The sequence below is a fragment of the Rhodococcus sp. PSBB066 genome, from assembly GCF_017068255.1.
Taxonomy (GTDB): domain Bacteria; phylum Actinomycetota; class Actinomycetes; order Mycobacteriales; family Mycobacteriaceae; genus Rhodococcus; species Rhodococcus aetherivorans.
The window spans coordinates 716,044-742,798 of record NZ_CP070859.1 but is presented as its reverse complement, the minus strand read 5'-3'; the positions used below and the strand labels follow the sequence as shown (position 1 = coordinate 742,798).

The 26,755-nt window shown below is 72.1% G+C and carries 29 protein-coding genes; 11 read left to right on the top strand and 18 right to left on the bottom strand.

Annotated elements, in window-relative coordinates; genetic code table 11:
* Nucleotides 1–9 precede the first annotated feature (9 nt).
* From JYA75_RS03490 to JYA75_RS03480, 3 genes are all read right to left on the bottom strand, one after another.
* Nucleotides 10–1,671, bottom strand: a complete 1,662-nt coding sequence (locus JYA75_RS03490; RefSeq protein ID WP_006935316.1) for an alpha/beta-hydrolase family protein — start codon at nt 1,669–1,671, stop codon at nt 10–12.
* Between the two features lie 29 nt (nt 1,672–1,700).
* Complete coding sequence (locus JYA75_RS03485; RefSeq protein ID WP_029546925.1) at nt 1,701–2,081, bottom strand: PLDc N-terminal domain-containing protein; 381 nt, start codon at nt 2,079–2,081, stop codon at nt 1,701–1,703.
* A 241-nt stretch (nt 2,082–2,322) separates the two neighbouring features.
* Entirely contained in the window at nt 2,323–3,240 is a 918-nt protein-coding gene (locus JYA75_RS03480) for a helix-turn-helix domain-containing protein (RefSeq protein ID WP_065923227.1), read from the bottom strand.
* Between the two features lie 204 nt (nt 3,241–3,444).
* Between JYA75_RS03480 and JYA75_RS03475 the strand changes: the two genes are divergently transcribed.
* Nucleotides 3,445–4,203 (top strand): DUF998 domain-containing protein, encoded by a 759-nt coding sequence (locus JYA75_RS03475; RefSeq protein ID WP_230304384.1) that lies wholly within the window; start codon nt 3,445–3,447, stop codon nt 4,201–4,203.
* On the opposite strand, the gene JYA75_RS03470 is transcribed toward JYA75_RS03475, so the two are convergent.
* The 5 genes from JYA75_RS03470 to JYA75_RS03450 all read right to left on the bottom strand — a co-directional run bounded on the left by JYA75_RS03470 (nt 4,156) and on the right by JYA75_RS03450 (nt 7,819).
* Nucleotides 4,156–4,884, bottom strand: a complete 729-nt coding sequence (locus JYA75_RS03470; RefSeq protein WP_203329689.1) for an ABC transporter substrate-binding protein — start codon at nt 4,882–4,884, stop codon at nt 4,156–4,158. The genes JYA75_RS03475 and JYA75_RS03470 overlap by 48 nt on opposite strands.
* Before the next feature lie 169 nt (nt 4,885–5,053).
* Complete coding sequence (locus tag JYA75_RS03465; protein WP_203329688.1) at nt 5,054–6,001, bottom strand: CopD family protein; 948 nt, start codon at nt 5,999–6,001, stop codon at nt 5,054–5,056.
* Nucleotides 6,002–6,017: 16 nt separating this feature from the next.
* Nucleotides 6,018–6,620: a copper resistance CopC family protein gene (locus tag JYA75_RS03460; protein ID WP_232334132.1), complete on the bottom strand. Its 603-nt coding sequence runs from the start codon at nt 6,618–6,620 to the stop codon at nt 6,018–6,020.
* 31 nt (nt 6,621–6,651) lie between these two features.
* Nucleotides 6,652–7,137 (bottom strand): hypothetical protein, encoded by a 486-nt coding sequence (locus tag JYA75_RS03455; RefSeq protein WP_029546928.1) that lies wholly within the window; start codon nt 7,135–7,137, stop codon nt 6,652–6,654.
* A 7-nt stretch (nt 7,138–7,144) separates the two neighbouring features.
* Nucleotides 7,145–7,819, bottom strand: a complete 675-nt coding sequence (locus JYA75_RS03450; protein ID WP_006944681.1) for a DUF6474 family protein — start codon at nt 7,817–7,819, stop codon at nt 7,145–7,147.
* Nucleotides 7,820–7,926: 107 nt separating this feature from the next.
* On the opposite strand from JYA75_RS03450, the gene JYA75_RS03445 reads away from it, so the two are divergent.
* Nucleotides 7,927–9,519: a TM0106 family RecB-like putative nuclease gene (locus JYA75_RS03445; RefSeq protein ID WP_203329687.1), complete on the top strand. Its 1,593-nt coding sequence runs from the start codon at nt 7,927–7,929 to the stop codon at nt 9,517–9,519.
* Between the two features lies 1 nt (nt 9,520).
* Here JYA75_RS03445 and JYA75_RS03440 read toward each other — a convergent pair whose 3' ends face one another.
* Nucleotides 9,521–10,336, bottom strand: a complete 816-nt coding sequence (locus tag JYA75_RS03440; protein ID WP_006944677.1) for an alpha/beta hydrolase — start codon at nt 10,334–10,336, stop codon at nt 9,521–9,523.
* 70 nt (nt 10,337–10,406) lie between these two features.
* Nucleotides 10,407–11,174 (bottom strand): SDR family NAD(P)-dependent oxidoreductase, encoded by a 768-nt coding sequence (locus JYA75_RS03435; RefSeq protein ID WP_006944673.1) that lies wholly within the window; start codon nt 11,172–11,174, stop codon nt 10,407–10,409.
* 173 nt (nt 11,175–11,347) lie between these two features.
* On the opposite strand from JYA75_RS03435, the gene JYA75_RS03430 reads away from it, so the two are divergent.
* Both JYA75_RS03430 and JYA75_RS03425 read left to right on the top strand, forming a co-directional pair.
* Nucleotides 11,348–12,481: a helix-turn-helix domain-containing protein gene (locus JYA75_RS03430; protein ID WP_185713420.1), complete on the top strand. Its 1,134-nt coding sequence runs from the start codon at nt 11,348–11,350 to the stop codon at nt 12,479–12,481.
* A gap of 109 nt (nt 12,482–12,590) precedes the next feature.
* Complete coding sequence (locus JYA75_RS03425; protein ID WP_050036233.1) at nt 12,591–13,373, top strand: class II aldolase/adducin family protein; 783 nt, start codon at nt 12,591–12,593, stop codon at nt 13,371–13,373.
* A 42-nt stretch (nt 13,374–13,415) separates the two neighbouring features.
* Here JYA75_RS03425 and JYA75_RS03420 read toward each other — a convergent pair whose 3' ends face one another.
* The 5 genes from JYA75_RS03420 to JYA75_RS03400 form a co-directional block, all read right to left on the bottom strand.
* Nucleotides 13,416–14,642, bottom strand: coding sequence for an MFS transporter (locus JYA75_RS03420; RefSeq protein WP_072633903.1), 1,227 nt, complete (start codon nt 14,640–14,642; stop codon nt 13,416–13,418).
* Complete coding sequence (locus JYA75_RS03415; protein WP_185713547.1) at nt 14,639–15,058, bottom strand: MarR family transcriptional regulator; 420 nt, start codon at nt 15,056–15,058, stop codon at nt 14,639–14,641. The genes JYA75_RS03420 and JYA75_RS03415 overlap by 4 nt, the downstream gene beginning before the upstream one ends.
* Before the next feature lie 125 nt (nt 15,059–15,183).
* The gene (locus JYA75_RS03410; protein WP_185713421.1) at nt 15,184–15,891 is read right to left on the bottom strand and encodes a TMEM165/GDT1 family protein; all 708 of its coding nucleotides are present in this window, start codon (nt 15,889–15,891) and stop codon (nt 15,184–15,186) included.
* Between the two features lie 258 nt (nt 15,892–16,149).
* On the bottom strand, nt 16,150–16,677 hold the full coding sequence (locus JYA75_RS03405) for a hypothetical protein (RefSeq protein ID WP_006944656.1): 528 nt from the start codon (nt 16,675–16,677) through the stop codon (nt 16,150–16,152).
* A gap of 181 nt (nt 16,678–16,858) precedes the next feature.
* Nucleotides 16,859–17,482 carry a superoxide dismutase gene (locus tag JYA75_RS03400; protein ID WP_006944654.1) on the bottom strand — a complete coding sequence of 208 codons (624 nt, stop codon included), beginning with the start codon at nt 17,480–17,482 and terminating at the stop codon, nt 16,859–16,861.
* A 285-nt stretch (nt 17,483–17,767) separates the two neighbouring features.
* Here JYA75_RS03400 and JYA75_RS03395 point away from each other — a divergent pair, with 285 nt between their 5' ends.
* The 3 genes from JYA75_RS03395 to JYA75_RS03385 all read left to right on the top strand — a co-directional run bounded on the left by JYA75_RS03395 (nt 17,768) and on the right by JYA75_RS03385 (nt 20,296).
* Entirely contained in the window at nt 17,768–18,871 is a 1,104-nt protein-coding gene (locus tag JYA75_RS03395) for an acyltransferase (protein ID WP_006944652.1), read from the top strand.
* Between the two features lie 9 nt (nt 18,872–18,880).
* Nucleotides 18,881–19,549, top strand: a complete 669-nt coding sequence (msrA, locus tag JYA75_RS03390; protein WP_006944650.1) for a peptide-methionine (S)-S-oxide reductase MsrA — start codon at nt 18,881–18,883, stop codon at nt 19,547–19,549.
* A 150-nt stretch (nt 19,550–19,699) separates the two neighbouring features.
* On the top strand, nt 19,700–20,296 hold the full coding sequence (locus JYA75_RS03385) for a hypothetical protein (protein WP_006944648.1): 597 nt from the start codon (nt 19,700–19,702) through the stop codon (nt 20,294–20,296).
* 13 nt (nt 20,297–20,309) lie between these two features.
* On the opposite strand, the gene JYA75_RS03380 is transcribed toward JYA75_RS03385, so the two are convergent.
* On the bottom strand, nt 20,310–21,236 hold the full coding sequence (locus JYA75_RS03380; protein ID WP_029546935.1) for an LLM class F420-dependent oxidoreductase: 927 nt from the start codon (nt 21,234–21,236) through the stop codon (nt 20,310–20,312).
* A 370-nt stretch (nt 21,237–21,606) separates the two neighbouring features.
* Between JYA75_RS03380 and JYA75_RS03375 the strand changes: the two genes are divergently transcribed.
* Genes JYA75_RS03375 through JYA75_RS03360 form a run of 4 tightly spaced genes read left to right on the top strand, consistent with a single transcriptional unit; the run spans nt 21,607 to nt 24,424 of the window.
* Nucleotides 21,607–21,744: a hypothetical protein gene (locus JYA75_RS03375; protein WP_202916712.1), complete on the top strand. Its 138-nt coding sequence runs from the start codon at nt 21,607–21,609 to the stop codon at nt 21,742–21,744.
* Complete coding sequence (locus JYA75_RS03370; protein ID WP_161995335.1) at nt 21,744–22,730, top strand: DUF4328 domain-containing protein; 987 nt, start codon at nt 21,744–21,746, stop codon at nt 22,728–22,730. The genes JYA75_RS03375 and JYA75_RS03370 overlap by 1 nt, the downstream gene beginning before the upstream one ends.
* On the top strand, nt 22,727–23,500 hold the full coding sequence (locus JYA75_RS03365; RefSeq protein WP_050034335.1) for a glycerophosphodiester phosphodiesterase: 774 nt from the start codon (nt 22,727–22,729) through the stop codon (nt 23,498–23,500). The genes JYA75_RS03370 and JYA75_RS03365 overlap by 4 nt, the downstream gene beginning before the upstream one ends.
* A 9-nt stretch (nt 23,501–23,509) precedes the next feature.
* Complete coding sequence (locus tag JYA75_RS03360; RefSeq protein ID WP_203329686.1) at nt 23,510–24,424, top strand: DUF5926 family protein; 915 nt, start codon at nt 23,510–23,512, stop codon at nt 24,422–24,424.
* Between the two features lie 105 nt (nt 24,425–24,529).
* Here JYA75_RS03360 and JYA75_RS03355 read toward each other — a convergent pair whose 3' ends face one another.
* Nucleotides 24,530–25,774: an LCP family protein gene (locus tag JYA75_RS03355; RefSeq protein WP_239010592.1), complete on the bottom strand. Its 1,245-nt coding sequence runs from the start codon at nt 25,772–25,774 to the stop codon at nt 24,530–24,532.
* A 160-nt stretch (nt 25,775–25,934) separates the two neighbouring features.
* Nucleotides 25,935–26,738, bottom strand: a complete 804-nt coding sequence (locus tag JYA75_RS03350; RefSeq protein WP_006944640.1) for a CPBP family intramembrane glutamic endopeptidase — start codon at nt 26,736–26,738, stop codon at nt 25,935–25,937.
* Nucleotides 26,739–26,755 lie beyond the last annotated feature (17 nt).

Sequence of the window (26,755 nt, the reverse complement as noted above, 5' to 3'; positions counted from 1 at the left end):
CATAGCGGTTCAGTCGTCGGACGCCGTCCCGGCGAGGGCGTTCTGCACCCGGTGGGTGGCCGCGTCGTCCCAGCCGTCGGGGGCGAGGATGTCCGCCCACAACTGCGCGGCCTCCGGCCCGTACGCGTGGCCGAACCCGGACGGGACGTCGGCGGAGAACACCATGTCGAGCGTGACCTGCCAGAACGTGACGAACGGCAGCCACCGCATGCCCGGATCCACATCCGGGCCGAGCGGCTCCCGCAACCAGTCCGGCTCCCGCAGCAACAGCTCGAACGACCACCAGGTGATCGGATCGCTCGCGTGCTGCCAGAACACCACCCGCGGAAACTGCCACGGCCCGGGCAGGTCCGCATCGTCCGGGCGGGACGCGAACCGGATGTGGCGGCCGGCGTCGACCACCGGCAGCCGCTCGAGCGACCCCGGGTCGCGGTCCGCGGTGATCTCCCCCCACGGCTGCGCGAAGTTCGGGGTACCCACCAGCAGCGCCCCGTCGGTCCGGGCGACCAGGTCCGGCCCCGACGCGAACGCCGCCTGACCGCCGTACGAGCCCAGGCTCTCGCCGAACACCACCAGCGTCGGCCGCTCCGGCTCGGGCCGCGCCGACCACGCCGCATACACCGCCTCGAACAGCGCCCGCCCCGCCAGCCGGGGCGTCTCCCGGTCGGCGACGAACGACAACGCGCTGGGCAGGAACGAGTACTGCATGGCCGCGATCGCCGAATCCCCGCCGGCGACGTATTCGAAGGCCCCGGCGACGTTCGCGTTGACCCAGCCGCGGCCGGTGGTGGTCACCACCGCCAGCACCCGGCGGTCGAATGCGTCGGTGCGCTCGAGCTCGGCGACGACCCGGTCCGCGATGCCCTCGACCGTGTCGGCGGATTCGCGGCCGGCATAGACCCGGATCGGGGTGCGCGCCGGCGCCCCGGTGACGGTCTCGATCTGCTCGGCGCTCGGCCCGCCCGCGACGAAGGTGCGGCCCTCCCGGCCCAGGGTGTCCCACGCCTCGTTCGAGGCCGGCGATCCGGACCGTTCCGGCAGCCCGGGCTGCACCACACCCGGTGCGGTGCCCTGATCGGCCACCTCGGATGAGCGTTCCGCCACGCCCAGCACACCCCGGTGGACGGCGCCGTCGAGCACGAACACGCTCAGGAGCACCACAAGGGTCACCGCCCCGAGCCGGGCGACGGGTCCGGGCACGTACCGCCGGCCCAGCCGGGTCAACCGGTTCGTGCCCGCACGCAGGCCCCGGCCGATCGCCAGCAGCGCCAGCGCGACGACCAAGGCGATCAACAGCACCAGCAGATAGAACGAGCGCTGGGCCCGCGGCACCCCCACCAGGTCCCGGATGATCTGCTGCCACCACGACCCCAGCACGAGGAACACCGGCACCAGCACCAGCGCCGCCCCGGCCAGAATCCACCAGCCGACCCGGCGGGTCCGCTCCGACCACTGCGGATCGACGCCGCAGCGCCGGACCACCCAGGCGAGCAGGCAGCCGATCCCGTAGCCGGTCACCAGGCTCAGCCCCGACGCCACGCCCTGCAGATACCACACCCGCGGCAGCAACGACGGCGTCATCGACCAGACGAAGAACACCAGCGCGAAGCCCAGACCGATCGGGTGGAACCGGCGCCCGTAGCCGAGCAGCCGAGCGCGCGGCGTGACCACCCGGCCGGGCTCGACGTCAGCGGTGGTAGTCAGCGCAGGGCCTTGGCCTTGAGCCGGTCGAACTCGTCGCCGGTGATCGTCCCGGCCTCGAGCAGTGCCTGGGCCTCGGCGATCTCGGCCGCCGGGGATCGTCCGGCCACCTTGCGGATGTAGTCGTCGGCCGCGTGCTGGGCCGCCTCGTGGGCGGCCGCGTGCCGCTCGGACATGCCGCGGCCCCGCACCAGCAGGTAGACGAAGGCGGTCAGGTACGGGAGGACGACCAGGAAGATGATCCACACGACCTTGACCACGGCGGACGTGGAACGGTCACGGAACAGGTCCGTCAGCACCTGGAACAGGATCAGCAGGTACGCGACGAACGCGAAGACGACCAGGGTGTACCACAACAGGTCCCACAACGAATCCAGCATCACGCACACGCCTTTCACGGTTCGGAGGTGCCCGGGAAACGGACGGAAAGGACACCCGGACGCAAACAGGTACACGGTCTTCGCCGGGCACCGGAACACGGCGGCGCAGAATGCACCGTGGTGACGCGAAATGCACCACGATTGTTCCGGGGTGCGGGTCGAGGTCCAGCGTGGTCGCAGCCCGGTGCGGTCGAGCCCGGTGCGGTCGAGCCCGGTGTGGTCGAGCCCGGTGTGGTCGAGCTCAGTGCGGTCGCAACTCACTCGGGCTCACGCCGCGCACCGCGCGAAGGGCGCGACGCAGCTCGGCGCTGGACGTGAAACCGGCGATCGCCGCGATCTCGGCGACCGTGGTGCGGGCATAGGCGGGTTCCTGGAGGAGCACGGCGGCGCGGTGCGCGCGCAGTCGCCGGATCTGGGACGCGACCGTGGTGTCGTGGGCCGCGAAGGCGCGCTGCAGGCTCCGCAACGACATCTGCAGCCGCTCCGCGATCACGGTCGGAGTCAGCCTCGGGTCGCTGTGATGGGCCCGGACGAGGGTGAGGGCGCGGGTGTACGCGCTGCCGCACAGTTCGCCGGAATCGGCGCCGTAGCCGAGCGATTCGTGGTGCAGCCCCACCACGAGCTCGATCAGGGCGTTCTCCACGCCGCGCGGGGCCGCGGTGGTGTTGTGACGACCGCGTTCGCGGAGCATGGCCATTCCCACCGCGTTGAGCGCGTGCGTCGACATGGTGGGCTTGGCCGGCCCGAACGTCACGGCCGTCTCCTCGAGATCGAGTCCGCGTTCCTCGAGCCGGTGCCGGGGAATGCGCACCAGGAGCAGGTCCGAGCCGTCCGCATCCGCGGCCTCGTATCGATTCCACCCGACCTGCAGGACGATCCGGCCGCTCTTGACGTGTACCCGGGTGGTGCCGTCGTCGACCACCCGCTCGCCGGTGAGCATCAGGAACAGGTTCGCGACCTCGCCGTCCTCGACGACGCCGGCCAGAGCACGATGCGGTGACATCTGCACCCGGCCGACACTGATCGCCCCGACGTTGCAGATCTCCATCCGGAACCGGAACTGCGTCACGTCGGGGACGGACAGCTCGGTGCGGCTCCCGGCATCGGAGGCCATCGCCTCGAAGCCCTGCCGGCCCCGCAGTTCGATCTTCCGATACACCCTCGTCCCTTCCGCCCCGGCGCGTCCGTGGCTCGGTGCGTCAGCGTGGCATGCGGCACCGGCCGTGGCGGGGGATAGGGGCGACGGATAGCTCACACTCCGCGGGGATCGGGGCCGAAGGTCTCTGGCGTCGCCTCCCCGGCCGGATCATGCTGGACCCATCGGGCGCCCGCACCGCCGAGTCGGCGTCCGGGGAGGTCGACGGTGTCCACCCCTGCTCCGCACACATCCCAGGCCCGGCGCGACGGGTCGCACCGTCCGAGCACGGCGTCGACGGTGCTGCTCGCCTGCGGGGTCGTGTCGTCGCTGTTGTACGTGGTTGCGCACGAGATACTCGCGGCTGCGCTCTACGACGGCTACAGCCGGTTCGATCAGGCGATCAGCGAGCTGACGTCGGTCGGCGCGCCGACCCGGGCGCCCCTGACCGCTGTGGGATTCGTGTACGACGTGCTGATCGTCGCCTTCGGGATCGGCGTGTGGCGGACGGGCCGCGGCGTCCGCCCCCTGCGCATCGCGGGAGTTCTCCTGGTGGCCTACGGATTCGTGGGACCCCTGTGGCTGCCGTTTCCGATGACCGGACGTGAGGACATCGAGGCCGGGGCCGCCATGCCGCTCGCCGACACCATGCACCTGGTTCTCAGCGCGGTGACGGTCTCGCTGTGGTGCGCGATGATCGGGTTCGCGGCCGCTGCCTTCGGAACCTGGTTCCGGGTGTACTCGGCGGTCACGGTCGCGACGATCCTGGCGTTCGGAGCATGGACGGGCCGGTACGTGCCGGCGGTCGCCGCCGCCGAGCCGACCCCCGGTATGGGCGCGGTCGAACGCGTGATGTTCGGTGCGTTCGTGCTGTGGGTCGCGGTGCTGGCGGTCGTTCTGCTCGTCCGCCGCACCCGGCCGGCATCGCTTCGCGGTGCGTCAGGAGGACGACGTGCCGTCGCCCCGAGCGGGGGAGAGCCATCGTGAGACCAGCGCGCCGAGCGTGCCGTCCGCGGTGAGGGCGCGCTGCGCCTCCTCGAGATCGGCGCGTAGCGCGGCATCGCCGAGGCGCACCGCCAGGGCGATCTCCTCGCGGGTGATGTCGTACTCGACGATGTCGACGTGTGTCCGGTCGCGGGTCAGCCACGTCAGGACGGGACCGAGCTTCATGAAGGCGTCGCACCCGCCGGTCGACAGCTCGTCCAGGGCACGGTCGATCTCGTGGTACGCGTACACCCGGATCCCGCCGATCCGTCCCTCGGCGAGAAGGCGTTTCACCACCGGTTCGCTGGTGTTCCCCTGCTGCACCCCGACGGTCAGGCCCGCCAGGTCTGCCACCCCCTGTACCGCGGGGTGACGGGCGGTGTCGACCGCCAGGGACTGCCCGGACACGAAGTACGGCGCGCAGAACGAGGCCCGCTCGCGGCGCGGATCGGTGACGGTGGTGCCGGAGGCGACGACGTCGAAGCGCCCCGCCGCCAGCTCGTCGAAGATCGTCTCGAAGTCGTCGCCCTCGTGCGGGACGAATTCCCACCGCAGCCCGAGGTGCCCGGCGAGGGCCCGGGTGAGGTCGACGTCGAACCCCACGGGCCCGCCACGCTCGTAGAACTCGAACGGCGGATCGGGCATCGCCGATCCCACCCGCAGTGCGGAGGTCCGGGTGGTCATCACGGGCGGCCCGGGTGCGGTCGGACGCGGGTCGTCACAGCACCGGTTTCGGACATCGGCAACCGTCCCGTCCGTTGTGCCTGTCCGTTTCGTCGCACTCTTCTCGACACCTCCCATTGTGCGCGGTCACACTCCCGCAATCCAGACGCCGGGACGCCGCGGGGCCAGCTCAGGCGCTGGTGGCCAGCGCCGCAGCGAGCCCGAACGCGACGGACGTCGCGGCGACCTCGAGTACCGCGTTGCGCAGCGACGCCTCCGCGGTGACCCGGTGCGCGGCCGCGGCCGGCACCCACGTCCGCCGCCACCACCACGCCAGCGCCAGCAGTGCCGTCAGGGTCAGCGTCTTGGCCAGCACGATGCGGCCGTATCCGGTGTCGACGAGCGCCGTGACCGAGCCGAGCCGTACCGCCGCGTCGACGACGCCCGTCGCGGCGAGCACGGCGACGCATCGCACCGCGAGCACCGAGTACCGGGGGAGCAGCCGGGCCCACGCGCCGCGGGACCGGACGGTCAGGGCCAGTGCGACGAGCGTGCCGAACCACAGCGCCGCCGCGAGGGCGTGCGCCGCGTCGAGCAGCGATCCGAGGGCCTGCTGGGACATGTGGCCGGTGACCGGCCGGGCGATGAGCGCCAGCGCAGCGGCGACGAGGACCGGGACCGTGGGCCACGCCGCCGACCGGCGATACGCGAGGGCGGCGACGAGGGTGCACACCAGCACGCACAGCAGCGCGGCCACGCCGATCCGGCCGGCGCCCGCACTGCCGAGGTACTCCGCGAAGCGCGACACCCCGAGCCGCGACACGGGGACGTTCGTGGTGTCCGCGGCCTGCAGCACGAGCTGCACGACCTCCGTCAGCACCCAGAGCCCGCCGAGACCGGCGATCGCACGCCAGACGTCGCCGGGGGCGACGGGGGGCCGCCGCTCGTCGCGCACCATGACACCGAGCGTGGCCAGGCCGAGCACCGTCGCGCCGACGCACAGCGACAGCGCCCGCACCCAGCTCGACGCGGCCGGGTTCGCCAGCAGCCATCCGGCGGCGACGCCCGTGGTGGCGCCGACGCCGGCGGTGAGCAGCCACGCCCGGTGCGCGGCGGTGCCGGTGCCGCTCGTCGTCAACGCCCCGCCATCGGCGTCAGGCCTTCTTCGGCTTGCGCAGCACGAACCACAGCACGCCGGCGAGGACGGCGATGCCCACGACGACGAAGACCCACACGGCCGGGCCGCTGTCCTCGTCGCTGTCCGCCGCGGGCGCCGCGGCACCGGCGGCGGCCGCCGCGCCGGGAGCGCCCGGACCGTCCTGCGTGAGGGTGAAGACCTGGGTGCCGGTGACCGGATGGCCGTCCGCCGAGGTCACGCGGTAGGCGATGGTGTACTCGCCGGCCGGGCCGAGATCGCCGACGGCCACGGAGACCGTGGCGTCCTCGACGAGGGGATCACCCTTGGACCACAGGTTGCCGTCCGGGCCGACGACGGTCAGCGCGGCGAAGGACTCCTGCAGAGCCTCGTTGAAGGTCAGGCTCACGCGCTCGGGGCCCTGCGCGATCTGCTCGCCCGGCGCGGGTGTGCTGGCGATGACGACCGAGTGCGCGGCGGCCGGGCCGGCCGCGAACAGCAATGCCGCCGCGACCGCGCCGAGGAGCCCGGCGAGCCGGGCGAGGCCGAGGAGCCCGGCGAGCCGGGCGAGAGCGAGTGGGGTCTGTCGCCGGCGTGCGGCGACGGTGTTCGGGATGTTCATGGGTTTCTCTCTCCGGTGGGGTGGGTCGCGGTCACGCCGCGACGGGCGGCCCCCGCCGGGAGATGCACGGTGCCGGCCGGGCCGACGCGACGGTCCGGCCCGCCACGACCGGCAGCACCGTCCGGGCTGCCTCGATGCGAGGGGGCGCGGCGGTCCATGCCGCCCGCACCGCCCGGGTCAGCGGCCCGTACAGGCGTTGCGCCGCCTCGAGCAGGGCCGCGCACGCAACGACCGCGACGGTGTGCGCGACGAGCATCGGCGCCGACGCGTGCAGGTGGCCGGTCGTGACCGCGGCCAGCACCAGGTGCGTCGCCCCTTGCCCGGCCGCGAGCAGCACCGCGGTGGGCACCGCGCGGAGGTGGGCGGCGACGAGCCCGACCCCGGCCGCGACGGCGAGCAGCAACGCCACCGCCGCGTTGCCGGGCACGCCGCCGCCGGCGCCGCCGTGCGCGGCGACCGCCAGGGCGGCGGTCAGCGCTCCCGCGGCGGCGCCGCGCAGGGTCGAGCCGGGCGTCACGCTGGTGTCAGCGCACGCCGAGGCGGGCGAGCAGGTCGGCCTCGATGCCGTCCAGCTCCCGCGAGATGCCGGCGTGCGCGGCCTTGCGGCGCGGTGCCGGCATCTGCTCGGCGGCGTGCACCGCGGCCGTCAGGTCGGAGAGCCGGCCCCGGATGGCGTCGGCGAACTTCTGGGTCTCGGCGTCCTTGGGATGGCGCTCGAGGATCTCGCCGAGCGACTTCTCGGCCCCGGCGATGCGGGCGCTCAGGTGCGCGCCGTGACCGGTGTACTCGCCGAGCTGGTCGACGGCGACGCCCATGCGCTGGGCGCGCGCGGCGTCGAGCTGACCGCGCAGCGCGGTCACACCCTGGTACACCAGCGGCACGAGCACCGGCGCGAGCAGCCGCACGACGGCGAGGTAGCGCCGCACCTTCGCCGCGGTGAAGCCCTTCTGGGCGGCGGCCTTCTCCTGGGCCTTGAGCGTGGCGAGCTGCTGCTTCTCGACCCGGGTCTGCGATTCGATCAGCGCCTTGTCGGCCTTGAGCTGGGCCTTGGCCGCCTTGATCTCGGCCTTCGTCAGGCGGCTGTCGCGCTTGCGCTGATTCTTCGCGTTGAGTTTGGCCTCGAGCCTCGCCTTGTGCTTGAGAGCCTTCGCCTCCGCCTTGCGGGTGGCGCGGCGCTTCCGCCTCTTGAACAACGCCATCGAACAGGACCCTCCATTCGGTGTACGGCGCCCACGGCGCCACGGGTCAGCCTATCCGTGACGGGGGTTTCCGGTTGACCCTAGGTGGACGAATACTGTTCTTCACTGTGAACGTATCCAGCGAGAGACGGACCTCGCCGGTCCTGATCGAGGCGAGCGCGCTGACCCGCTGCCGGCACCGGGTCCATCTGGACGCGGCCTTTCCGGACGAGTTGGCCGCGGCCCCGGAGCACCCGGGAGCCAAGCAGCGGCAGGAGGCGGCGGCCACCCACCGCGAGGCCGTGCGGCAGCGGCTGTTCGACGCGAACCCCGGCGACTGGGCGCGGATCGACCCCGAGGGGCCGGCGTGGCGGCGCGCCGAAGCCACCCTCGACGCGTGCCGTCGCGGCGCGAACCGGATCTGGGGCGCGGTCCTGCCGTCGGAGCCGGACTCGGGCCGGCGGGGCCGGGCCGAGATCCTGCTGCGCGACGTCGAACGCGGCGGCTACATCCCGGTGATCGTGGTCAATCACAAGGTCACCGACCCGGGCCGGGGCGCGACGACGTCGGGGCTGTTCGCGTGGGAGCCGGTGGTCGACGAGACCCGCAAGGTGCGCAGCCAGGTGCGCGACCAGATGCGGGTGGCCCACCTGTACCGGATGCTCGAGCGTCACGGTCTGGCCAGCCCGGCGCAGGTCGGCGGCGCCATCGGGTACGGCGGGGACTGCATCCTGGTGCACGATCTGAGTGCGGTCCTCGAGGACTACGACGCGCGGCTGGCCGACCGGCTCGCGATCGCCCGGGGCGAGACGCCGACGGAACCGTTGCAGATCGGGGAGTGCAAGACCTGCCCGTGGTGGCCGCGGTGCCGTGAGCAGCTGAGTGCGACGCATGACGTGTCGCTGGTGGCGCCGGGGCAGCGCGCGGCGGTGCTGCGCGAGCTGGGCGTGCACACGATCGACCAGCTGGCCCGCTGGGAGGGGGACCCGCCCGAGACCTGGCCGCAGGGCTCGTTCGAGGACACCGTCGTGGTGGCCAAGGCGTGGCTGGCGGGTGCGCCGCTGGTGCGGCGGCACGACCACGTGCACGTGCGGCGTGCGGACATCGAGATCGACATCGACATGGAGAGCTACCACGAGCACGGCGCGTATCTGTGGGGCACGCTGCTCAACGTCGGCGGGATCTCCGCGTACCGGGCGTTCGTCAGCTGGGATCCGGTGCCCACCGATGACGAGGCCCGCTCCTTCGCCGAGTTCTGGACGTGGCTGTCCGCGGAACGGGCCGCCGCCGCCGCGAGTGGGAAAACCTTTGCCGCCTATTGCTATTCGCGTACCGCGGAGGACAAGTGGCTGCTCGGCTCGGCCCGCCGGTTCGCCGGTTTCCCGGGGGTACCGACCGAGGACGAGGTGCGCGAGTTCATCGACTCGCCGCAGTGGGTGGACATCTACCAGGTCGTCACCGATCAGTTCGTGTGCCCGAACGGCAAGGGACTCAAGAAGATCGCGCCGATCGCCGGGCACCGCTGGCGGGACGAGGAGGCCGGTGGGGAGGCGTCGATGAGCTGGTACCGCGAGGCCGTCGGCTACGACGGGGACCCCGACCCGCAGCAGCGACGTCGCCTGCTCGAGTACAACGAGGACGACGTGATCGCCACGAAGGTGCTCCGCGAGTGGATGAGCGAGCGTGCGGTGCAAGAGATCCCGCACATCTCCGACCTGTAGATCACTCCTGCGGGGGCGTCACCGCCTCGGCGAGCCGGATCAGGGCGTCGACCACCGGCGGGCCGAACATCACGGGATCGTTGTGCTCGGCGCCCGGCAGGGCCACCTTCTCGACGAGCCGGCGGGCGGCGCCGGCGACGGCCTCGCTCTGCCCGGGCGGGACGATCGTGTCCGCGGTCCCGTAGACGACGGTGATCGGCACGTCGAGACGCGCGACGGTCTCGGCGACCGGGAAGCGGTCCCACATCAGCCCCGTGGGCAGCAGCGGGTAGTGGTGCCGGCCGACGGTGGGCAGATCGACGAACGGCGAGCGCAGCAGCATGCCGGCGGGCGGATGCTCGGCGGCGAGCCCCGTCGTCACCCCGGTGCCCAGGCTCTCCCCGAGGTAGAGCAGCCGGTCCGGTCGGACGTTCTCGTGCTCGAGGAGGTACTGCCGGGCGGCGCGCACGTCGCGGGCGAGGCCGTCCTCGCTCGGGCGGCCGGGGTTGCCGCCGTAGCCGCGGTAGTCGAAGAGCAGAGTGGCGAAGCCGGCCTCGGCGAGCGCCGACGCCAGCGGCGCGCGGTCGACGCGGTTGCCGCCGTTGCCCGAGGCGAGCAGCACCGTGAAGCCCCGCGCCGTGCCGCGGGGCGGGACGTACCAGGCGCCGAGTTCGAGCCCGTCGGAGGTGGTCAGCAGCACGTCGCGGGCGCCGGGCAGCAGCGACTGCGCCGGTGGCGGCGGGGACCTGTCGGGCAGGTAGATCAGCCGGCGCTGCCCGAACCACAGGGCCGACGCGAGCACCGCGACGACCGCGACCACGAGCCACACCAGGCGCATGGCACCAGTGTGCCGTGGTGTCCTATCGGATCCGGGCGGATCCGAAAGGACACCACGGCGGCGGAGCCGCCTATCGCGGCGCCATGCGCAGCGCGCCGTCCATGCGGATGGTCTCGCCGTTGAGGTAGTCGTGCTCGGCGATCATCTGCACGAGCTGGGCGTACTCGGACGGCTGGGCGAGGCGGGACGGGAAGGGCACGCCCGCCTCGAGGCCCTTGCGGTATTCGTCGGTGACGCCGGCGAGCATCGGGGTGTCGACGATGCCGGGGGCGATGGTGTTGACCCGGATACCGTACTGGGCCAGGTCGCGGGCCGCGGGGACGGTCATGCCGTGGACGCCGCCCTTGGAGGCGGAGTAGGCGATCTGGCCGATCTGGCCCTCGAACGCGGCGACGGAGGCCGTGTTGATGATGACGCCGCGCTGGCCGTACTCGTCGACGGGCTCGGTCTTGGACATCGCGTCGGCGGCCAGGCGCAGCACGTTGAACGTGCCGAGCAGGTTCACGGTGATGACGGTGCGGAACAGCTCGAGGTCGTGCGGGCCGTTCTTCGACAGCACCCGGCCGGCCCAGCCGACGCCGGCGCAGTTGACGACGAGGCGCAGCGGCAGGCCCGAGGCGACGATCTGATCGACGGCGGCCTGCACGTCGTCGGCGCTGGTGACGTCGGTGGCGATGAGGGTGACGCCGGCGGGCGCCTTGTCGCCGACGCGCTCGATGGACTGCGCGAGGTCGAGGCCGAAGACGGTCGCGCCGGCGTCGGCGAGACGCTGGGCGGTGGCTGCGCCGAGACCGGAGGCCGCGCCGGTGACCAGTGCGGCGGTTCCCTGAATTTCCACTGCCGTGCTCCTTTCGTGGCGCCACCGTCCGGCGTGCGCCTTGTCGACGCTCGCACCTTAGCGCGCGTTAGCTCGTGCGGATCGGCAGCGGTGGTGGGGCCGTCCCGCGCCGGAGCTGTCGTGCGGCGACTAGCGTCGACCACGGTAACGCCCGGTAGCGGAGGAGGGGCACCGTGGAATCCGACAGTTCGATCGCCGGGTTGTGTGACGCGGTGATCGCCGACCTCGACGCGTTGTCGGCCGAGGCGGTCGACCGGATCCGCGAACGTCTGCCGACCTACCTGGTGGTGCCGCCGGACGAGCACCGCGAATCGACCCGGCAACAGTTCCTCGTCACCCTCCGGTTGCTCGCGGATCGTCCCGCAGACACGCACCCGGCCGGCCCCGAGTTCGAGCGTGCCCGGCAACTCGGCAGGCAACGGGCACTGCAGGGGTTGACCCTTGCGAATGTGATCGAGTCCTTCCACATCGGGTCGCGAGAACTGTGGCGCGCTCTCGTCGAGCACGCGCCGGAGCCCACCACGGAACTGCTGCACGCCGGGGGGCTGCTGTGGGACCTCGTCCATGCGGGGACGACCGCGGTGGCGATGGGACACGACGACGCCACCCGCACGGCGCAGGCGGTACGGGCCAATCGCCGCGCGCTGCTGTTCGAACTGCTCGAGCAGGGACACCCGACGGAGGAGGCCCGAACGCTGGCCGCTGCGCTGGGGCTGGACCCGGACGGGATGTTCCGAGCCGCATGCACGCCGTCCGAGGCGTGGTCCGATGTGCAGCTGCAGGGACTGCAGCACGCCCTGGACGACGGACCGGCGCCGGCGCTGTGCAGCCGACGCGGCACCACGGTCGTCACCGTCTTCCAGACGGTCGCGAGTTCGGTGGTCGTCGACGCGATCCGGCACGTGCGCCCCGACATGTCGGTGGGATTGGGGCTCGCCCGTCGGGGCCTGGAGGGGGCGACAACGAGCATCGGTGACGCCCGGCGCGCGCTCGCGCTGGTGCGGGGCCGGGCACAGATCGCCGACTTCGACGAGTGCTGGCTGCCGGCGATCCTCTTCGAACACAGGGAAGAGCTGGCGCCGATGTTGGCGAAGGGGGCGGAGATCGCGGCCCGGCACCCGCACCTGGCCGAAGCGGTCTCGGCGTTCGCCCAGAGCGGGTTCTCGGCCAGCGCGGCCGCCCGGAGACTGCACCTGCATCCCAATTCGCTCGCGTACCGGCTCGAACGCTGGCAGCAGTTGACCGGGTGGGATCTGCGCACGGTCGACGGGCTCGTCCGGTCGATGGTCGCGCCGGCGCTCTCGTGAAATTGCCGAACAGGATGCCCGAAGTTCGGCTCTGTTGCCGATGGTCACGGGCGAAGCGAAGGCCGAGTATGAACCGGGACACAAGATCGGCCCTCGGGAAGGAGTGCTCATGACCGACGCAGCGCAGACAGGTCCGGGGATCGAGGTGCCACGGCCACCGACGTTCGGCTCGGTCGACGGGGAGCGCCTGCACCGCAAGCAGCGCCTGGCCGCAGCGTTCCGGCTGTTCAGTGCATGCGGCTTCGACGAAGGCGTCGCCGGCCACATCACAGCTCGCGATCCCGAGCATTCCGACCACTTCTGGGTCAACCCCTTCGGAGTGCACTTCAGCCTGATCCGGGCGAGCGATCTGATCCTGGTCAACCACGAGGGCGAGATCGTCGAGGGGAACCGGCCCGTCAATCGGGCGGCCTTCGCCATCCATTCCCAGGTCCATGCTGCGCGTCCGGACGCGGTGGCCGCCGCGCACGCGCACTCCCTCTACGGCAAATCGCTGTCGAGCCTGAAGATCGGACTCGAGCCGCTGACGCAGGACGCCTGTGCCTTCTACGACGATCACGCGGTGTTCGACGACTACACCGGTGTGGTGCTCGACGTCGAGGAGGGCCGGCGTATCGCCACCGCCCTCGGCGACAACAAGGCCGTCGTGCTCGCCAATCACGGGCTGCTCACCGTGGGTCAGACGGTCGACTCGGCCGCGTGGTGGTTCATCACCATGGAACGGTCGTGCCAGGCCCAACTGATCGCCATGGCCGCCGGCACCCCCCGCCCCCTCGACGCCGCCACCGCGAAGTTGACGTACGACCAGGTCGGACTCGAGTACGCCGGATGGTTCCAGTTCCAGCCGCTGTATCAACGCATCGTCGCCGCCCAGCCCGATCTGCTCGACTGAAGCGGGCCCTGGCGCGGCCGCCCGGCACCGGGGCGGCCGGGGTCACGACTCCGGCCCGCCGTCGCGCCCGAGGCGCGTCGCGCCGACGCCCGCGGCGACGAGGCACGCGGCGGCGCCGAGCAGCAGTCCGGCCCGGCCGCCCCACTGTTCGCTGACCCACCCGGCGATCGGGCCGCCGATCGCGGTGGAGCCGAGGAAGGCCACCGCGAACAGCGCCATCACGCGCCCGCGCATGCCGGGGGCCGCGGCGAGCTGCAGGGAGCTGTTGGTGGTGGCGGTGAACGCGACGCTGAGGACGCCGACCAGCACCATCGCGGCGAGCATGAGCTCGAGCGTGGGCGCCACCGCGGCCGCGAGCAGCACCACGCCGAACACCGCGGAGGTGGCCACCACGGCGGTCGTGCCGGTGCGACCCCACGTGGCGACGGCGAGCCCGCCCACGACGGCGCCGGCGCCCATCGCGGCGGTGAGGAAGCCGTAGGTCTCGGCGCCGGCACCGAAGGTCTGCTGCGCGACCACGGGCAGCACCACCTGGAACTCGTACGCCAGGCAGCCCACCAGCGCCATCGTCAGCAGCGGTACCGCGAGTGCCGGGGTCTGCCGCACGTGTGTGAGCCCCTCGCGGAGCTGGCCGCGGGCGCGGGCGGCGGGTGGCGACGGGCGCAGCAGGGACAGGTCCAGGCTCGCCAGGGAGGCGACGACGGCGACGAAGCTGAGCGCGTTGAGCAGGAAGCACACGCCGAGACCGCCGACGGCGATGATCAGGCCCGCGACGGCCGGGCCGATCAGGCGCGCGACGGACGCCAGCACCGACTGCAGGCTCACGGCATTGCGCAGGTCCTCCGGTCCGACGAGTTCGAGCATGAACGACTGGCGGGCGGGGTTCTCGAAGCACTGGTTGAGTCCGAGCACCACGGCGAGGACGTACACGTGCCACAGCTGGACGGCACCGGTGACGGTGAGCAGGCCCAGGATCAGGGCCTGCACACCCATCGCGGACTGCAGGCCGATCATGAGCCGGCGCTTGTCGACGCGGTCGGCGACCACCCCGCCGTAGGGGCCGAGCAGCAGCATCGGCACGGTCTGCAGGGCCAGGACGAGGCCGATCGCGGTGCCGGAGCCGGTGAGCTCGAGCACCAGCCACGACTGGGCGACCGTCTGCATCCACGTGCCGATCAGGGAGACCGCCTGGCCGCTGATGTAGCGCCGGAAGTTGGCGCCGCGAAAGGCGGCGAAGGTCTGGCCGCGCAGGTCGGTGAGGACGGTCATCGGCGCTCCTCCGCGGAGCGCCGGCACATCTGCTCGGCGAGCGCTTCGAGCGCCGACAGGGCGTCGTGCAGGGCGTGGAGCCGCTCGGGGGACAGTTCCGCGAGGTGCTCGGTGAACACTGCGGTGCGCATGCGACGCAGGTCGGCGAACGTACGGGCACCGGCCTCGGTGATGTGGGCGCGGACGACGCGCTTGTCGTCCGGGTCCGGGGAACGGGTCAGGAGTCCGGCGTCCTCGAGCTTGCCGAGCATCCGCGAGAGCATCGTCGGATTGAGGCCCTCGATCTCGGCGAGCTCGCGCACGCCGACGGTCTCGCGCCGGGCGACGGTGGCGAGGATCGAGAACTGGGACCGGGTGAGTCCACCTGCGCCGGCGGTGCGGCGGTCGACGCGGCGCGCGATGCGGCCGAGCGCCACGCGCAGGCGGTTGACGTCTTCCTCGTCGAAGCGGTCGTGTGCGGTCGTGATGCCCACCTCCATTTACTTGCCTATCGGCAAGCATACTCCTGGGGAGGCGGACGCGGAGGCACCCGCGCGGTGCTCTACCGCTCGGCGGGTGCCTCGACGGCGACGGGGACCCGTGCGACCTCGGTCCGGCGGCGCAGCAGCGCCCGGCCGGTCACGACGGCGAGCGCGACGGCGAGGGTCACCCCGCCCGCGACCGGGCCGGCGGACGTGCCGGGGGCCAGGCCTTCGCCGAGCATCCAGGCGCCGAACCCGAAGAACAGCGTCGCCGCCGCCAGCCGGATCGCGTTCTCGGGCAGGTGCTTGCCGAGGACGGCGCCGACGACGATGGCCAGCGCGTCGGCGGCGACCATGCCGATCGTCGAGCCGACCCACACGCCGGCCCAGTCGTTGTCCGCGGCCAGGGCGATGGTGGCGAGCATGGTCTTGTCGCCGAGTTCGGCGAGGAAGAAGGCCGACAGGACGGCGAGGAAGGCCGAACGGGTGACGCGGGCGGCCTTGCCCTGCTCGTCCTCGTCGAGGGAGTCGCCGCGCAGCGTCCACAGGCCGAAGAACAGGAAGGCCAGGCCGCCGACGATCGCCATTGCCGAGGTGGGGATCGCGAGGCCCAGGTAGTGGCCCACGGCGACGGACACGAGGTGCACCGCGGTCGTGGCCGCGAGGATGCCGGACAGGACCACCCACCAGCGGTAGCGCAAGGCGAACGTCATCGCCATGAGCTGCGACTTGTCGCCGAGTTCGGCGACGAACACGACGGCGAAACTCAGGACCAGGGCGGACCACATACCGGGGGTTCCTCCTCCTCGCGTGTCGGTGTGGAGGAGGTGGGGACCTTCCTCCGGCCGGGCGACGCGGGTGCGTCGCGGCCGAAGGTCTCGCCCACCGGTGCGGAATCCGGTTCGCCGGGCCGGGCTGAACGCCAGTATGTCGACCGGGCGATTGTGGGCTACTCCCCTTCGCTTAGGCAACCATAACGTGGGCTGCACGAAAAGGCAAAGGCGGCAATAAGTTTGGAAACCCGAACTTCGAGGTGCGGGTTCCGGTCAGGCGGCGAGCAGCATGGCCAGAACCGCGGTGTCGGGATCGCTGTTGGGATCGACTCCGACCCGGCTGACCAGCGACGTCACCGTCCCGTCGGCCTCCGCCTCCACCCACGCGGCCCGGTGCTCGAGGCCCAGGTGCGGCAGCCCCGGCAGCAGCACGCACCCCGACGCCGCACCCGTGCACTCCGGCAGCGACGGCCGCGTCTCCGACGGCGGGTGCAGCATGATCAGGGCGGGCGGCTGGTGCGCAGCGAACCGGCCCGGTTCCACCGCCTCGTCGCCGATCACCGGACCCTCCGCGAGCACCAGGCCCACCGTGCCCGGCGCGGGGTCGTCGGGCAGTTCCTCCCGTACCCCGAACACCGTCGACGTGGTCAGCAGGCCGGGCAGCGACGCCACCCGCACCGTCACCGCGAGCAGCTGCGCCCATTCCCGCGTGCTCTCCGGCCACCGCCCCGAAACCACGAATCCCCGCAGGGATCCTCCGGTGTGGAAGGCGGCGAGGCCGATCTGTTCGTTCCCACTCATCCCGCTACCTCCTCGGTGTGACGACAGTCGATGACCGATACACGCCGTTGGGTAGGTGAAGAATGACCGTTTCGTCCGCTGGCACACAAGAGCCCCCGAGTGCCAGCCCCGTCGCGCGCCCCTCCGGAACGCGCGAAGGGGATGCCGGAATCCGGCATCCCCTTCGCGAGGTGCGACGCGACTAGACCAGCAGACCGGCGGTCTGGGTGCGGGCGCGGTCGAAGCGGGCCTGCACGTCGGCCCAGTTCACGATGTTCCAGAAGGCCTTGACGTAGTCGGCCTTGACGTTCTGGTACTGCAGGTAGAAGGCGTGCTCCCACATGTCGAGCATGAGCAGCGGGGTCAGGCCGATCGGGATGTTGCCCTGCTGGTCGTACAGCTGGACGATGATCAGCCGCTGGCCGATGGAGTCCCAGGCCAGGATGGACCAGCCGGAGCCCTGGATCGAGTTCGCGTTCGCCGAGAAGTGGTCGCGGAACGCGTCGAACGAACCGAACGCATCGTCGATCGCGGCACCGAGCTCGCCGTCCGGCTTGTCGCCACCCTCCGGCGACAGGTTCTTCCAGAAGACGGAGTGGTTGGTGTGGCCACCGAGGTGGAAGGCCAGGTCCTTCTCCAGCTTGGTGGCCTGCGCCGCCATCGTGCCGTTCTCCCGCGCCTCCGCCATCTTCTCGAGGGCGGTGTTGGCGCCGGCGACGTAGGTCGCGTGATGCTTGCTGTGGTGCAGCTCCATGATCTTCGCCGAGATGTGCGGCTCGAGCGCGGCGTAGTCGTAGGGCAGGTCCGGAAGCGTGTACTCAGCCACGAAGGATCCCTTCTCTTCGGGCCCGGCGGGGCCCGTGCGTGATTTTCAAGTACTTCTGGGTTTCCACCCAAACCCATAAGTACACCCTCTGCAATACCGCCCGCGCAGCCGGTTGTGCGGGGCGGCGGTGGCGGCGGAGGGCGTCGCGTCGGCGTCCGAAAAGGGACCGACGACCTACCTGCGGAAACGCCGGACAATTCGGCCGGCGGGTGAACGGGCCCTTAACATCGTCGGGTGTTTCGGCCCCTCGCGAGCGACGGGACGCACGACGCCCCGGCGCCACGTGTGGACCTGCCCGGTGTGAACCTGCTCCGCACCGTCGCCGTCCTGGCGGTGCTGTACTCGCACATCTCCTTCTATCTCATCGACGACCTCGGCACCGGCTGGTGGGTCATCGACGTCGTGTACCGGGTGCTCGTCGAGGGCGCCGGCCTCAATCAGCACCTGTCCTTCCTCGGGGTCGCGATGTTCATGACCCTGACCGGGCTGCTCATCACCCGCTCCGCGATCCGCGACGAACCGCGGCGCTTCCTCGTCGCCCGCAGCGCGCGGCTGCTGCCGGCGTTCTGGGTTGCGATCCTCGCCGCGATCCTGCTGGTGCGGCTCGGGATCAACGGGATGTTCAGCGGCCAGACCGGCGTCTCCGGCGTCGAGGCCGTGCTCAGCTTCTTCCTGGGCGGGTTCTTCCTGAAGCCCGAGGTCGCGGTCCTCGGGGTCACCTGGACCCTCGCCGTGCAGATCACGTTCTATCTGTACTGCGTCGCCGCCCGGCCGCTCCTGCGGACCCGGCCCATCGTGGTGCCCGTCCTCGGCGCCGTGGTGTGCATGCTGGTGCTGCTGTACAACCTGTACCTGCCCGAGCCGTACACGGTGCCGTTCCTGTCCAAGGTCGCGGCCACGATGCCGACCGTGTTCCTCGGCCAGATCGTGTACCTCGGCTGGGCGCGGCTGACGTCCCGGCGGTGGCTGATCGTCGCGCTGCTCGCCCAGGTCCAGGTGGTGCACCTGGCCACCGACTACCAGGTCTACTGGGCCGGCAGCCGCTACCTGTGGACCATCGTCGTGGTCACCGCGTGCGTGGTCCTGCTCTCCCGCATCGACGGCCGGTTCGCCCGCTCGCGGGTGCTGCACTGGACCGCCACCCGCAGCTACGCGATCTATCTGGTGCACACGCTGGTGCTCTACCGGGTGTACGAGAACACGGTCGCCCACCTCGGCCGCACCGGTGCCGTGCTCGCCTTCGTGGTGGTGTGCGCGGCCGTCGCCGAACTGCTCTACCGCGGCGTCGAGGTGCCGGCCGCCCGCTGGATCACCGCCCGGTGGTTGTCGCCACGCCCGTCGCCCCAGGTGGCGGCCGAGACGGAACCCGTGGAGAAGCCGCGCGCGTAGCATCGAGGCATGTCCTGGTTCGACGACATCCTCGCCCGTGCGGGTTCGAAGTCGGTGATGGTCACGCAGGAGCAGGCGCTGCCCGGCCGCGCCGAGCCGCTGCCCGTTCCCGACACCCATTACGTCAACGGGCACCGCATCATGCCGCCGTTTCCCGAAGGGATGCAGACCGCCGTTCTCGGCATGGGCTGTTTCTGGGGTGCGGAGAAGGAGTTCTGGGGGCTCGAGGGCGTGTACTCCACGGCCGCGGGATATGCCGGGGGATACACCCCGAATCCCACCTACGAGGAGGTGTGCTCGGGCCGGACCGGGCACACCGAGGTGGTGCTGGTCGTGTTCGATCCGAAGGTGATCTCCTACGAGGGCGTCCTCAAGCAGTTCTGGGAGAACCACGACCCCACGCAGGGCATGCGGCAGGGCAACGACCACGGCACCCAGTACCGCTCGGCGATCTACACGTTCGACGAGGGGCAGATCGAGATCGCCGAGGCCACCGCCGAGAACTTCGGCGCCCGGCTCGCCGCGGCCGGCTACGGCGCCGTGACGACCGAGATCGCGCCGCTCACGCAGTTCTACTACGCCGAGGACTACCACCAGCAGTACCTGGCGAAGAACCCGAACGGCTACTGCCCCGTCCACGCCACCGGGGTGAGCTGCCCGGTCGGCCTCGGCGCCTGACGCCACGCCCCGCGCCGCGCTCGGTCCCGAACGGATCGGCATCGGCGACTTCCGGGTTGTGTGACGTTGGCCGGAACGCCTTGCCGTCGTTAGCTGTGCGTATCACTCTGGAAAGAGGGAGTTGTCACGGGGGAGAGGATCGAGGCCGAGATGATGCGGAACACGAGCGGATACCTGCGGGTCCTGCGGCGGGGGCTGCGCGGCCGCCACCCGCTGATCCGGCGCACCGACCGTGCCGAGGCGCGACTCGCCGTGGCGGTGCTGCTCCTGGTCCTGGCGACGATCCCCCTCGCCGGCTGGGTCGGCGCCCGCACCTGGGACACCCAGTCGGCCCTCGCCGTGCAGCAGACCGCCGAACGCACCCTCGTGACGGCGAAGACGCAGGCTGCGGCCGAGACCACGGACGCCACTGCCGGCGAGCTCACGATGGTGGCCTCCGCGTCCGCGCCCGCCACCTGGGCCTGGGGCGACGAGAAGCGCCGGGGTGACGTCACGGTGGACTACGGCACACCCGCCGGCGCCGACGTGCAGATCTGGGTCGATCCGAACGGCGAACAGGCGCTCGCGCCGCTGAGCGCGACGAGCGCGAAGATCTCCTCGGTCCTGGTCGGGCTTTCGCTCTGGTTCGCCGCGGCCCTGCTCGCCGCCGCGGTGTTCGGCTACGGCCGGTGGCGGCTGGATCGCACCCGCAACCGGGAATGGAGCCGCGAAATCGCGGCCTTCCTCGGTTCCACCAGCAGCCACTGACCGCGCCTCGTCGTCACACTTCCGGCATGACCTCCCGCGCCACCAGTTCGAGGTGGTCGAGGTCGGCCAGATCCAGCACCTGCAGGTAGATGCGCTGTGACCCGGCCTCGGCGTAACGGGCGATCTTGTCGACCACCTCGGCGGGCGTGCCGGCGAGACCGTTCTCCCGCAGCTCGTCCACCTCGCGCCCGATCCGGGCGGCGCGGCGGGCGATCTCCGCCTCGTCGCTACCGCAGCACAGCACGAGCGCGTTCGAGTACGTCAGCTCGGAAGGGTCGCGGCCGGCCGCGCGGCACGCGTCCTGCACGCGGGCGAACTGGGCCGCGGTGGCCTCCACCGACTGGAACGGGATGTTGAATTCGTCCGCGTACCGGGCCGCGAGGGCCGGAGTACGGCGCTTGCCCCCGCCGCCGATCACGATCGGCGGACCGGAGCGCTGGTGCGGCTTGGGCAGCGCCGGTGAATCGACGATGCGGTGGTGCGCACCCTCGTACGAGAAGGTCTCCCCGACCGGCGTCTGCCACAGCCCGGTGATCACGGCGAGCGACTCCTCGAACTTGTCGAAGCGCTCCTTCAGCGACGGGAAGGGGATGCCGTAGGCGAGGTGCTCCTCCTCGTACCAGCCTGCCCCGAGCCCGAAGTCGACCCGGCCGCCGCTCATGGCATCGACCTGGGCGACGGTGATCGCGAGGGGGCCGGGGTGGCGGAACGTCGCGGAGGTCACCAGGGTGCCCAGCCGGATCGTGGAGGTCTCCCGGGCCAGGCCGGCCAGCGTGATCCAGGCGTCCGTCGGGCCGGGCAGGCCGGCGGAGTTCATCGCGAGATAGTGGTCGGAACGGAAGAAGGCGCCGTAGCCGAGCCGCTCGGCCGTCTGCGCGACGGCGAGCAGGTCGTCGTAGGTGGCACCCTGCTGAGGTTCGGTGAAGATCCGTAGTTCCATGCCGTCGATCATTTCAGTTCGCCGGAGACCACGTCGGTCTGCGTCGAAGCGCGCACTCGCCGCCGACGGTGCGCCGGAAGCCGTGAACCGTGCGCGGTGGTGGTGCAGAAGATGCCTGTGGGGCAACGAATGACGCGAGCAGCCCGGCCGCTCACCGCCGAAATGTTCCCGGAGTGAGGCGATGTGCCGCTGTGGAAACTGAGCCCTCTGTGGATGAAGCTGTGGAAACTGTGGATAACTCCCGGGCGGAGGCGTTTTCACACGACCCCGCCGGGACGGGGCGAATCGGGCGGGCGGCCCTTCTCCATGGGGTGGGCGGGATCCCCGGTGGTCGCTGCATGCGCCGCAGCGGCGTGCCAGTATTGACGGTGTGAGCTTCCCCGACGTGCCCACCGTCACGGTCGCCGACGTGCCGCCGATCGGTCCCGAGGTCGTGCTGCTCGACGTGCGCGAGGCCGGCGAACGGGATCTCGGGCACGACGGCGACGCCTCGGCGAAGATCTGTTGATGGCCGCCTACCAGATCTGCGTCCGCTGCGGACACCGCTGGCCCGTGTCCTGGCAGCCCCGGCAGTGGTGCCCGGGCTGCCGCGGGCTGCTGCTGTCCCCCGACGACACCGCGGCCCCCGTTCCACCGGGGCGCCGCAACTTCCGCTGGGTGGCACGGCCGCCGCAGGCCCGCTCCGGCCAGGACGGTCCCCGGCCGCGACGGCGGCCGGCGGGCCCGGCTCCGCGCTACCACGAGGTGCCGCGCTGGGGCCTTGCCGATCCTCGCCCGGCCGGCGAGCCGTCGACCCCGTCGCGTGAGGAAACCCTCGCGGATCTCGCCCCGACCCTGCTCGCCGGAACCGCCGTCGTATTCGGCCTCGCCGCCGTCGCAGAGGCCGTCCGCTACGGGCTGCTGCTGTACAACCGCACGCGCCTCGTCGACCCGCTCGCTCTCGCGGCGTCCGACGCCCTGGTGTGGGCCACCCAGTTGTGCGGCCCTGCCGTCGCCCTCGCCGCCGGGGTCGCGGCGACGCTGCGGCTGATCCGCGTGCGGCGACGGATGTTCGCCGCCCGCGGTGCCGCCGACCCGCGCGGCCGGATCTCGCTGCTGCTCGGGTGCCTCGTGCCCGGCGTGAACCTCGCGATGCCCGGCGTCTTCCTCACCGAGATCACCGGTCCCGACGACCCGCGGCTACGGCGAGCCGTGCGCACGTGGTGGGTGCTGTGGGCGCTCGGCGGCGTGCTGTTCGTCGTCAACGTGCTGTGGCGGCAGAGGGACACCCTGCAGGCGCAGGCCGACGGGGTGCTGCTCGCCGCGGTGACCGCCGCCCTCGCCGCGGCCGTCGCCGTCGCGGCACTGCATGTGGTGCGGCTGTTCGACGACGAGGACCTGCGGGGCCGTCCCCGCCGCCTGCCCCGCCGCACCGTGGCGACCGGCCCCAAGTACGAACCCATCGCGCCGATCGAACCGGTCGGCGCGCGCACCGACGAGGCGGTGGCCTCGTGACGGCGGCCGGCGAACCCCGCGTCGTCGCGCACCGCGGGGCCTCCGCCGCCAGGGCCGAGCACACCCTCGCCGCCTACGAACTCGCGCTGCAGGAAGGCGCCGACGGCCTCGAATGCGACGTGCGGCTCACCCGCGACGGGCATCTCGTGTGCATCCACGACCGCACCGTCGACCGGACCTCCACCGGCAGCGGCCTGGTCAGCGAGATGACCCTCGCCCAGCTCGGGGAGCTCGACTACGGCACCCCCGGCGAGCCGGCGCGCCTGCTGACGCTGCGGCAGCTGATCGAGCTGACCCTCGACTGGACCAGCCGGCCCGTCAAGCTGTTCGTCGAGACCAAGCACCCCGTGCGCTACGGCGGGCTCGTCGAGGCCAAACTCCTCGCCGAGCTGGCCCGCTTCCGGCTCGCCACCCCCGCCTCCGCGGACTTCTCCCGCATCGTCGTGATGTCGTTCTCGGCCGCCGCGGTGTGGCGGGTGCGGCGGTCGGCGCCGCTGCTGCCGACGGTGCTCCTCGGCGACACCTCCCGCTATCTCGGGGGCAGCGCCGCCACCACCGTCGGGGCCACCGCGATCGGCCCCTCGATCCTCACGCTGCGCCAGCACCCCGAGCTCGTCGACAAGGCGGCTGCCGCGGGCCGCGCCACCTACTGCTGGACCGTCGACGATCCCGCCGACGTCGAACTGTGCCGCGACCTCGGCGTCGGCTGGGTGGCCACCAATCATCCGGGGCGCACCAAGCTTCTGCTCGGCGCTTCGCGCGGCGTGTAGTTTTGCGCCGTGGCCAAGAAGAGTAAGAGAAGCAGCGGACCCAAGCCCGGCAGCAACCGTGCCGCGAAGCTCGAGCAGCGCCGGCTCGCCCGGGAGGCCGAGGCTGCCACGGTCACCCGGCCGTTCGAGGGTCTCGCTCTCGAGTGCGACCTGGTGGCCCTGCGCGAGTTCGTTCCGTCGGCGGTGTTCACGTTGCCGTTGACCACGCCCGGCCGGGCCGTCCGCGCGGCCACCGTGCTGCCCGGGGCCGTCGCCGCGCTCGCCCGCGAGGAGGGCGACGAGACCACCGCGTACGTCGGGCTGCAGCTCGCCGCCGCCGGCCCCGACCCGGCCGCCGAGCTCGGCGCGGCGATCGCGTGGGCCCGGGAGGCGGAGGCCGGCTCGTCGCTCGCCGTCGCCGAACCCGGACCGGACGAGCCGCGCCTGCACGATCTGATCGACGTCGACGTCGTCCCGGAGATCACCGTGCACCAGGACTTCGACTGGTGGATCCCCGAGGGCGTCGAGGTCTCACCCGACGTCGCGCACACCGTCAAGCACGCCAACGACGCGATCATGCCGTCCGCACGGCTCGAGGGCGAGGGCGTCGTCGCCGCCTGGTGGGTGGATGCCGGTGAGAAGGCGCACCTGCGCTGGGTGCGTCCGGAGGACGAGGACACCCTGATGTCCGCGTTGTCGCGGGTGCACGCCGCGGGCGGACTGCACCTGGGGGAGGGCTCGCGGTTCGCCGGGTCGTTCCGCACCCACGGCCTGCTCGTGCCGGTGTTCGATCTCGACCCCGAGCGGCACCCCAACGAGTGGGTCGGCCCGACCGCCGAGTTCGGTGCGCGGCTCGACGAGGCCTTGGCGGTCGACGCGCCGCTCACCGCCGCCGAGCGGCGCTCGCGCGACGGCCTGCGCAGTCGTCAGGTCACTCTGCGCTGACCCGTCCCGTCGCCGACCCCGGCCCGACCCCGGGCCGAGCGAATGTATCGTTCCGTCGGCCTACAGAGATGAGCGATACATTCGCTCGGCTCGGGGCGAGCGGGCTCACGACGGCGGCGTCAGCAGTTCCGGCGGAATCTGCTGGTCCTGGGCCAACGCGTCGAAGAACGGCACGGCCCGCGACCGATCCCACAGCAGCACATTGCCGATCCCGGAGACGTCCTCGAAGCCGCCGACCGGGACGGTGGCGGTCACCGTCTCGCCGCGCATCGCCCACCCGAACCGGGCCAGGTGCCACATGTGGTCGCTCTCGTCGACCCGCAACGAGCCGGCGACCCCGGAGGCCAGCGACCACATCCGCACCGGGTTCAGCAGCGTGCTCAGGCCGGTGGCCTTGCTGAGCAGGGCGGACATGAACAGCCGCTGGTTGTTCATCCGGTCGAGGTCGGCCAGCGCCGTCGCGCGGGTGCGCACGAAGCCGAGGGCCTGCGGACCGGTGAGTTCCTGGCAGCCGGCCGGCAGGGAGATCCCCGCCAGCGGATCGTCGATGGCCTGCGGCAGGCAGACGTCCACACCCCCGAGGTCGTCGACGATCGAGGCGAAGCCGCCGAACCCGATCTCGGCGTAGTGGTCGATGTGCACGCCGGTGGCGCCCTCGACGGTCTGCACCAGCAGCGCCGGACCACCCAGCGCGAACGACGCGTTCAGCTTGTCCTGGCCGTGGCCCGGGATCGGGACGTACGAGTCGCGGGGGAGGGACACCATCGTGGTGGCCCCGCCGCCGCTGGGCACGTGGATCAGCATGACGGTGTCGGTGCGGTCCGGGCCGGTCTCCCCACCCGTCGCGAGTTCCTGCTCCTGCTCGGTGCTGAGGCCGGTGCGGCTGTCGGACCCCACAAGCAGCCAGTTGGTGCCCGGCGTGTCGCCGACGCGGTCGTCGTAGTCGGCGAGCGCGTCGACGCGGGTGAGCTTGCCGTCGAGGTAGACGGCACCGGCGCCGACGAGGGCGATCAGCACCAGCACGACGATCGCGGCGCGGCGCAGCAGGCGACGGGCGCCGACGGGGCGACGGCGCGGGGCCGGCTCGGGCGCGGGCGGGGTGGGCCGACGTCGCGGCGGCGGGGCCGGCGGTGGGGGCGCCGCGGCGCGGCGCGGCTCGTCGTACGGTTCGGGGGTCTGTCTGGGCGCCCAGTCGCGCTGCTGCCTCGGCGGTTGCTGCCTCGGGGGTTCGTGTGGCGGCGGGGCCGGCCTCGGCTGCCGCGGCGGGGGTGCCGGCGGCCGGTACTGCGGTGTCGGCGCCTGCGACCAGGCCTGCTGCGGGGCGGGGGGACGTCCGTCGCGACGGATGATCTGCGGTCCCTCCGGCGACGGCGACGACGGCGGCGCCGGCCGGCCCATCGGTGCCGGGCGGCGCGGCGGCGGCATCTGCGGAGGCTGATGCGGCGGCCGGGGCCGGGGCCGAGGGTCGGGATGGTCGCCGTTCACGACCTCCCAATGTACGCAGCCCGGGCTAGGGCAGCCAGGACACGTGCCCGCGCAGCGCCTGGTAGCCGACGAATGCGACGCTGTCGATCAGCGCATGCGCCACCACCAGCGGCCACAGTTGCGACGTGCGCTGCCAGTACCGGCCGAACACCAGACCCATGACGACGTTGCCGAGCCCGCCGCCGAGGCCCTGGTAGAGGTGGTAGCTGCCGCGTAGCAGCGACGAGGCGAGCAGCGAGGAGTTCTCCGACCAGCCGAGCTGCCGCAGTCGGGTGATCAGGTACGCAACGACGAGAACCTCCTCGGCGGCGGAGTTCGCGATCGCCCACAGCACCAGCGCCGGCAGCCGCCACCAATAGTCCTCGAGAGTGCTGGGCGCGACGGTGAGGTTGATGCCCGCCGCCCGTGCCACCAGATACAGGCCGAGCCCGGGGATTCCTATGAGCGCGGCCAGCCCCACGCCGGGGAGCAGGCCGCGGCGCAGCTGGTCCCGGGCGAAGCCGATCGCCTTCGGGCCGATGCCGCTGCGCCACAGCAGGTACACCCCGAGCGCAGCCCATGCCAGCAACCGGACGATGCCGAGCACCTGCCGGGCCAGGTCGATGAACTGCTGCGACGAGCGGGGGACGTTCAGCGCGACGGTCTGGTCGGACAGCGGCTCCGGTGCGAGTGCGGATTCGAGCAGCGACAGCATCGACGACAGCCCGCTCAGGCCGAAGGTGACGAGCAGGACGATGGTGACCTCGACCCACAGGGCGCGGCGGGCCGTCGGGTCGAGGGGCTCGGCGGGTGGCCGGGGCGGTGGCGTCAGCCAGGTACGGATCGTCACGGTCGCGATTGTGCCGC

Coding starts and splice junctions, on each gene's coding strand:
- JYA75_RS03485 (WP_029546925.1), bottom strand. CDS start 2,081: ATGCTGGATTCGTTGTGGGACCTGTTGTGGTACACCCTGGTCGTCTTC.
- JYA75_RS03470 (WP_203329689.1), bottom strand. CDS start 4,884: ATGACCACCCGGACCTCCGCACTGCGGGTGGGATCGGCGATGCCCGAT.
- JYA75_RS03460 (WP_232334132.1), bottom strand. CDS start 6,620: ATGAACATCCCGAACACCGTCGCCGCACGCCGGCGACAGACCCCACTC.
- JYA75_RS03450 (WP_006944681.1), bottom strand. CDS start 7,819: ATGGCGTTGTTCAAGAGGCGGAAGCGCCGCGCCACCCGCAAGGCGGAG.
- JYA75_RS03440 (WP_006944677.1), bottom strand. CDS start 10,336: ATGCGCCTGGTGTGGCTCGTGGTCGCGGTCGTCGCGGTGCTCGCGTCG.
- JYA75_RS03425 (WP_050036233.1), top strand. CDS start 12,591: ATGACCGACGCAGCGCAGACAGGTCCGGGGATCGAGGTGCCACGGCCA.
- JYA75_RS03420 (WP_072633903.1), bottom strand. CDS start 14,642: ATGACCGTCCTCACCGACCTGCGCGGCCAGACCTTCGCCGCCTTTCGC.
- JYA75_RS03410 (WP_185713421.1), bottom strand. CDS start 15,891: ATGTGGTCCGCCCTGGTCCTGAGTTTCGCCGTCGTGTTCGTCGCCGAA.
- JYA75_RS03405 (WP_006944656.1), bottom strand. CDS start 16,677: ATGAGTGGGAACGAACAGATCGGCCTCGCCGCCTTCCACACCGGAGGA.
- msrA (WP_006944650.1), top strand. CDS start 18,881: ATGTCCTGGTTCGACGACATCCTCGCCCGTGCGGGTTCGAAGTCGGTG.
- JYA75_RS03385 (WP_006944648.1), top strand. CDS start 19,700: ATGATGCGGAACACGAGCGGATACCTGCGGGTCCTGCGGCGGGGGCTG.
- JYA75_RS03380 (WP_029546935.1), bottom strand. CDS start 21,236: ATGGAACTACGGATCTTCACCGAACCTCAGCAGGGTGCCACCTACGAC.
- JYA75_RS03370 (WP_161995335.1), top strand. CDS start 21,744: ATGGCCGCCTACCAGATCTGCGTCCGCTGCGGACACCGCTGGCCCGTG.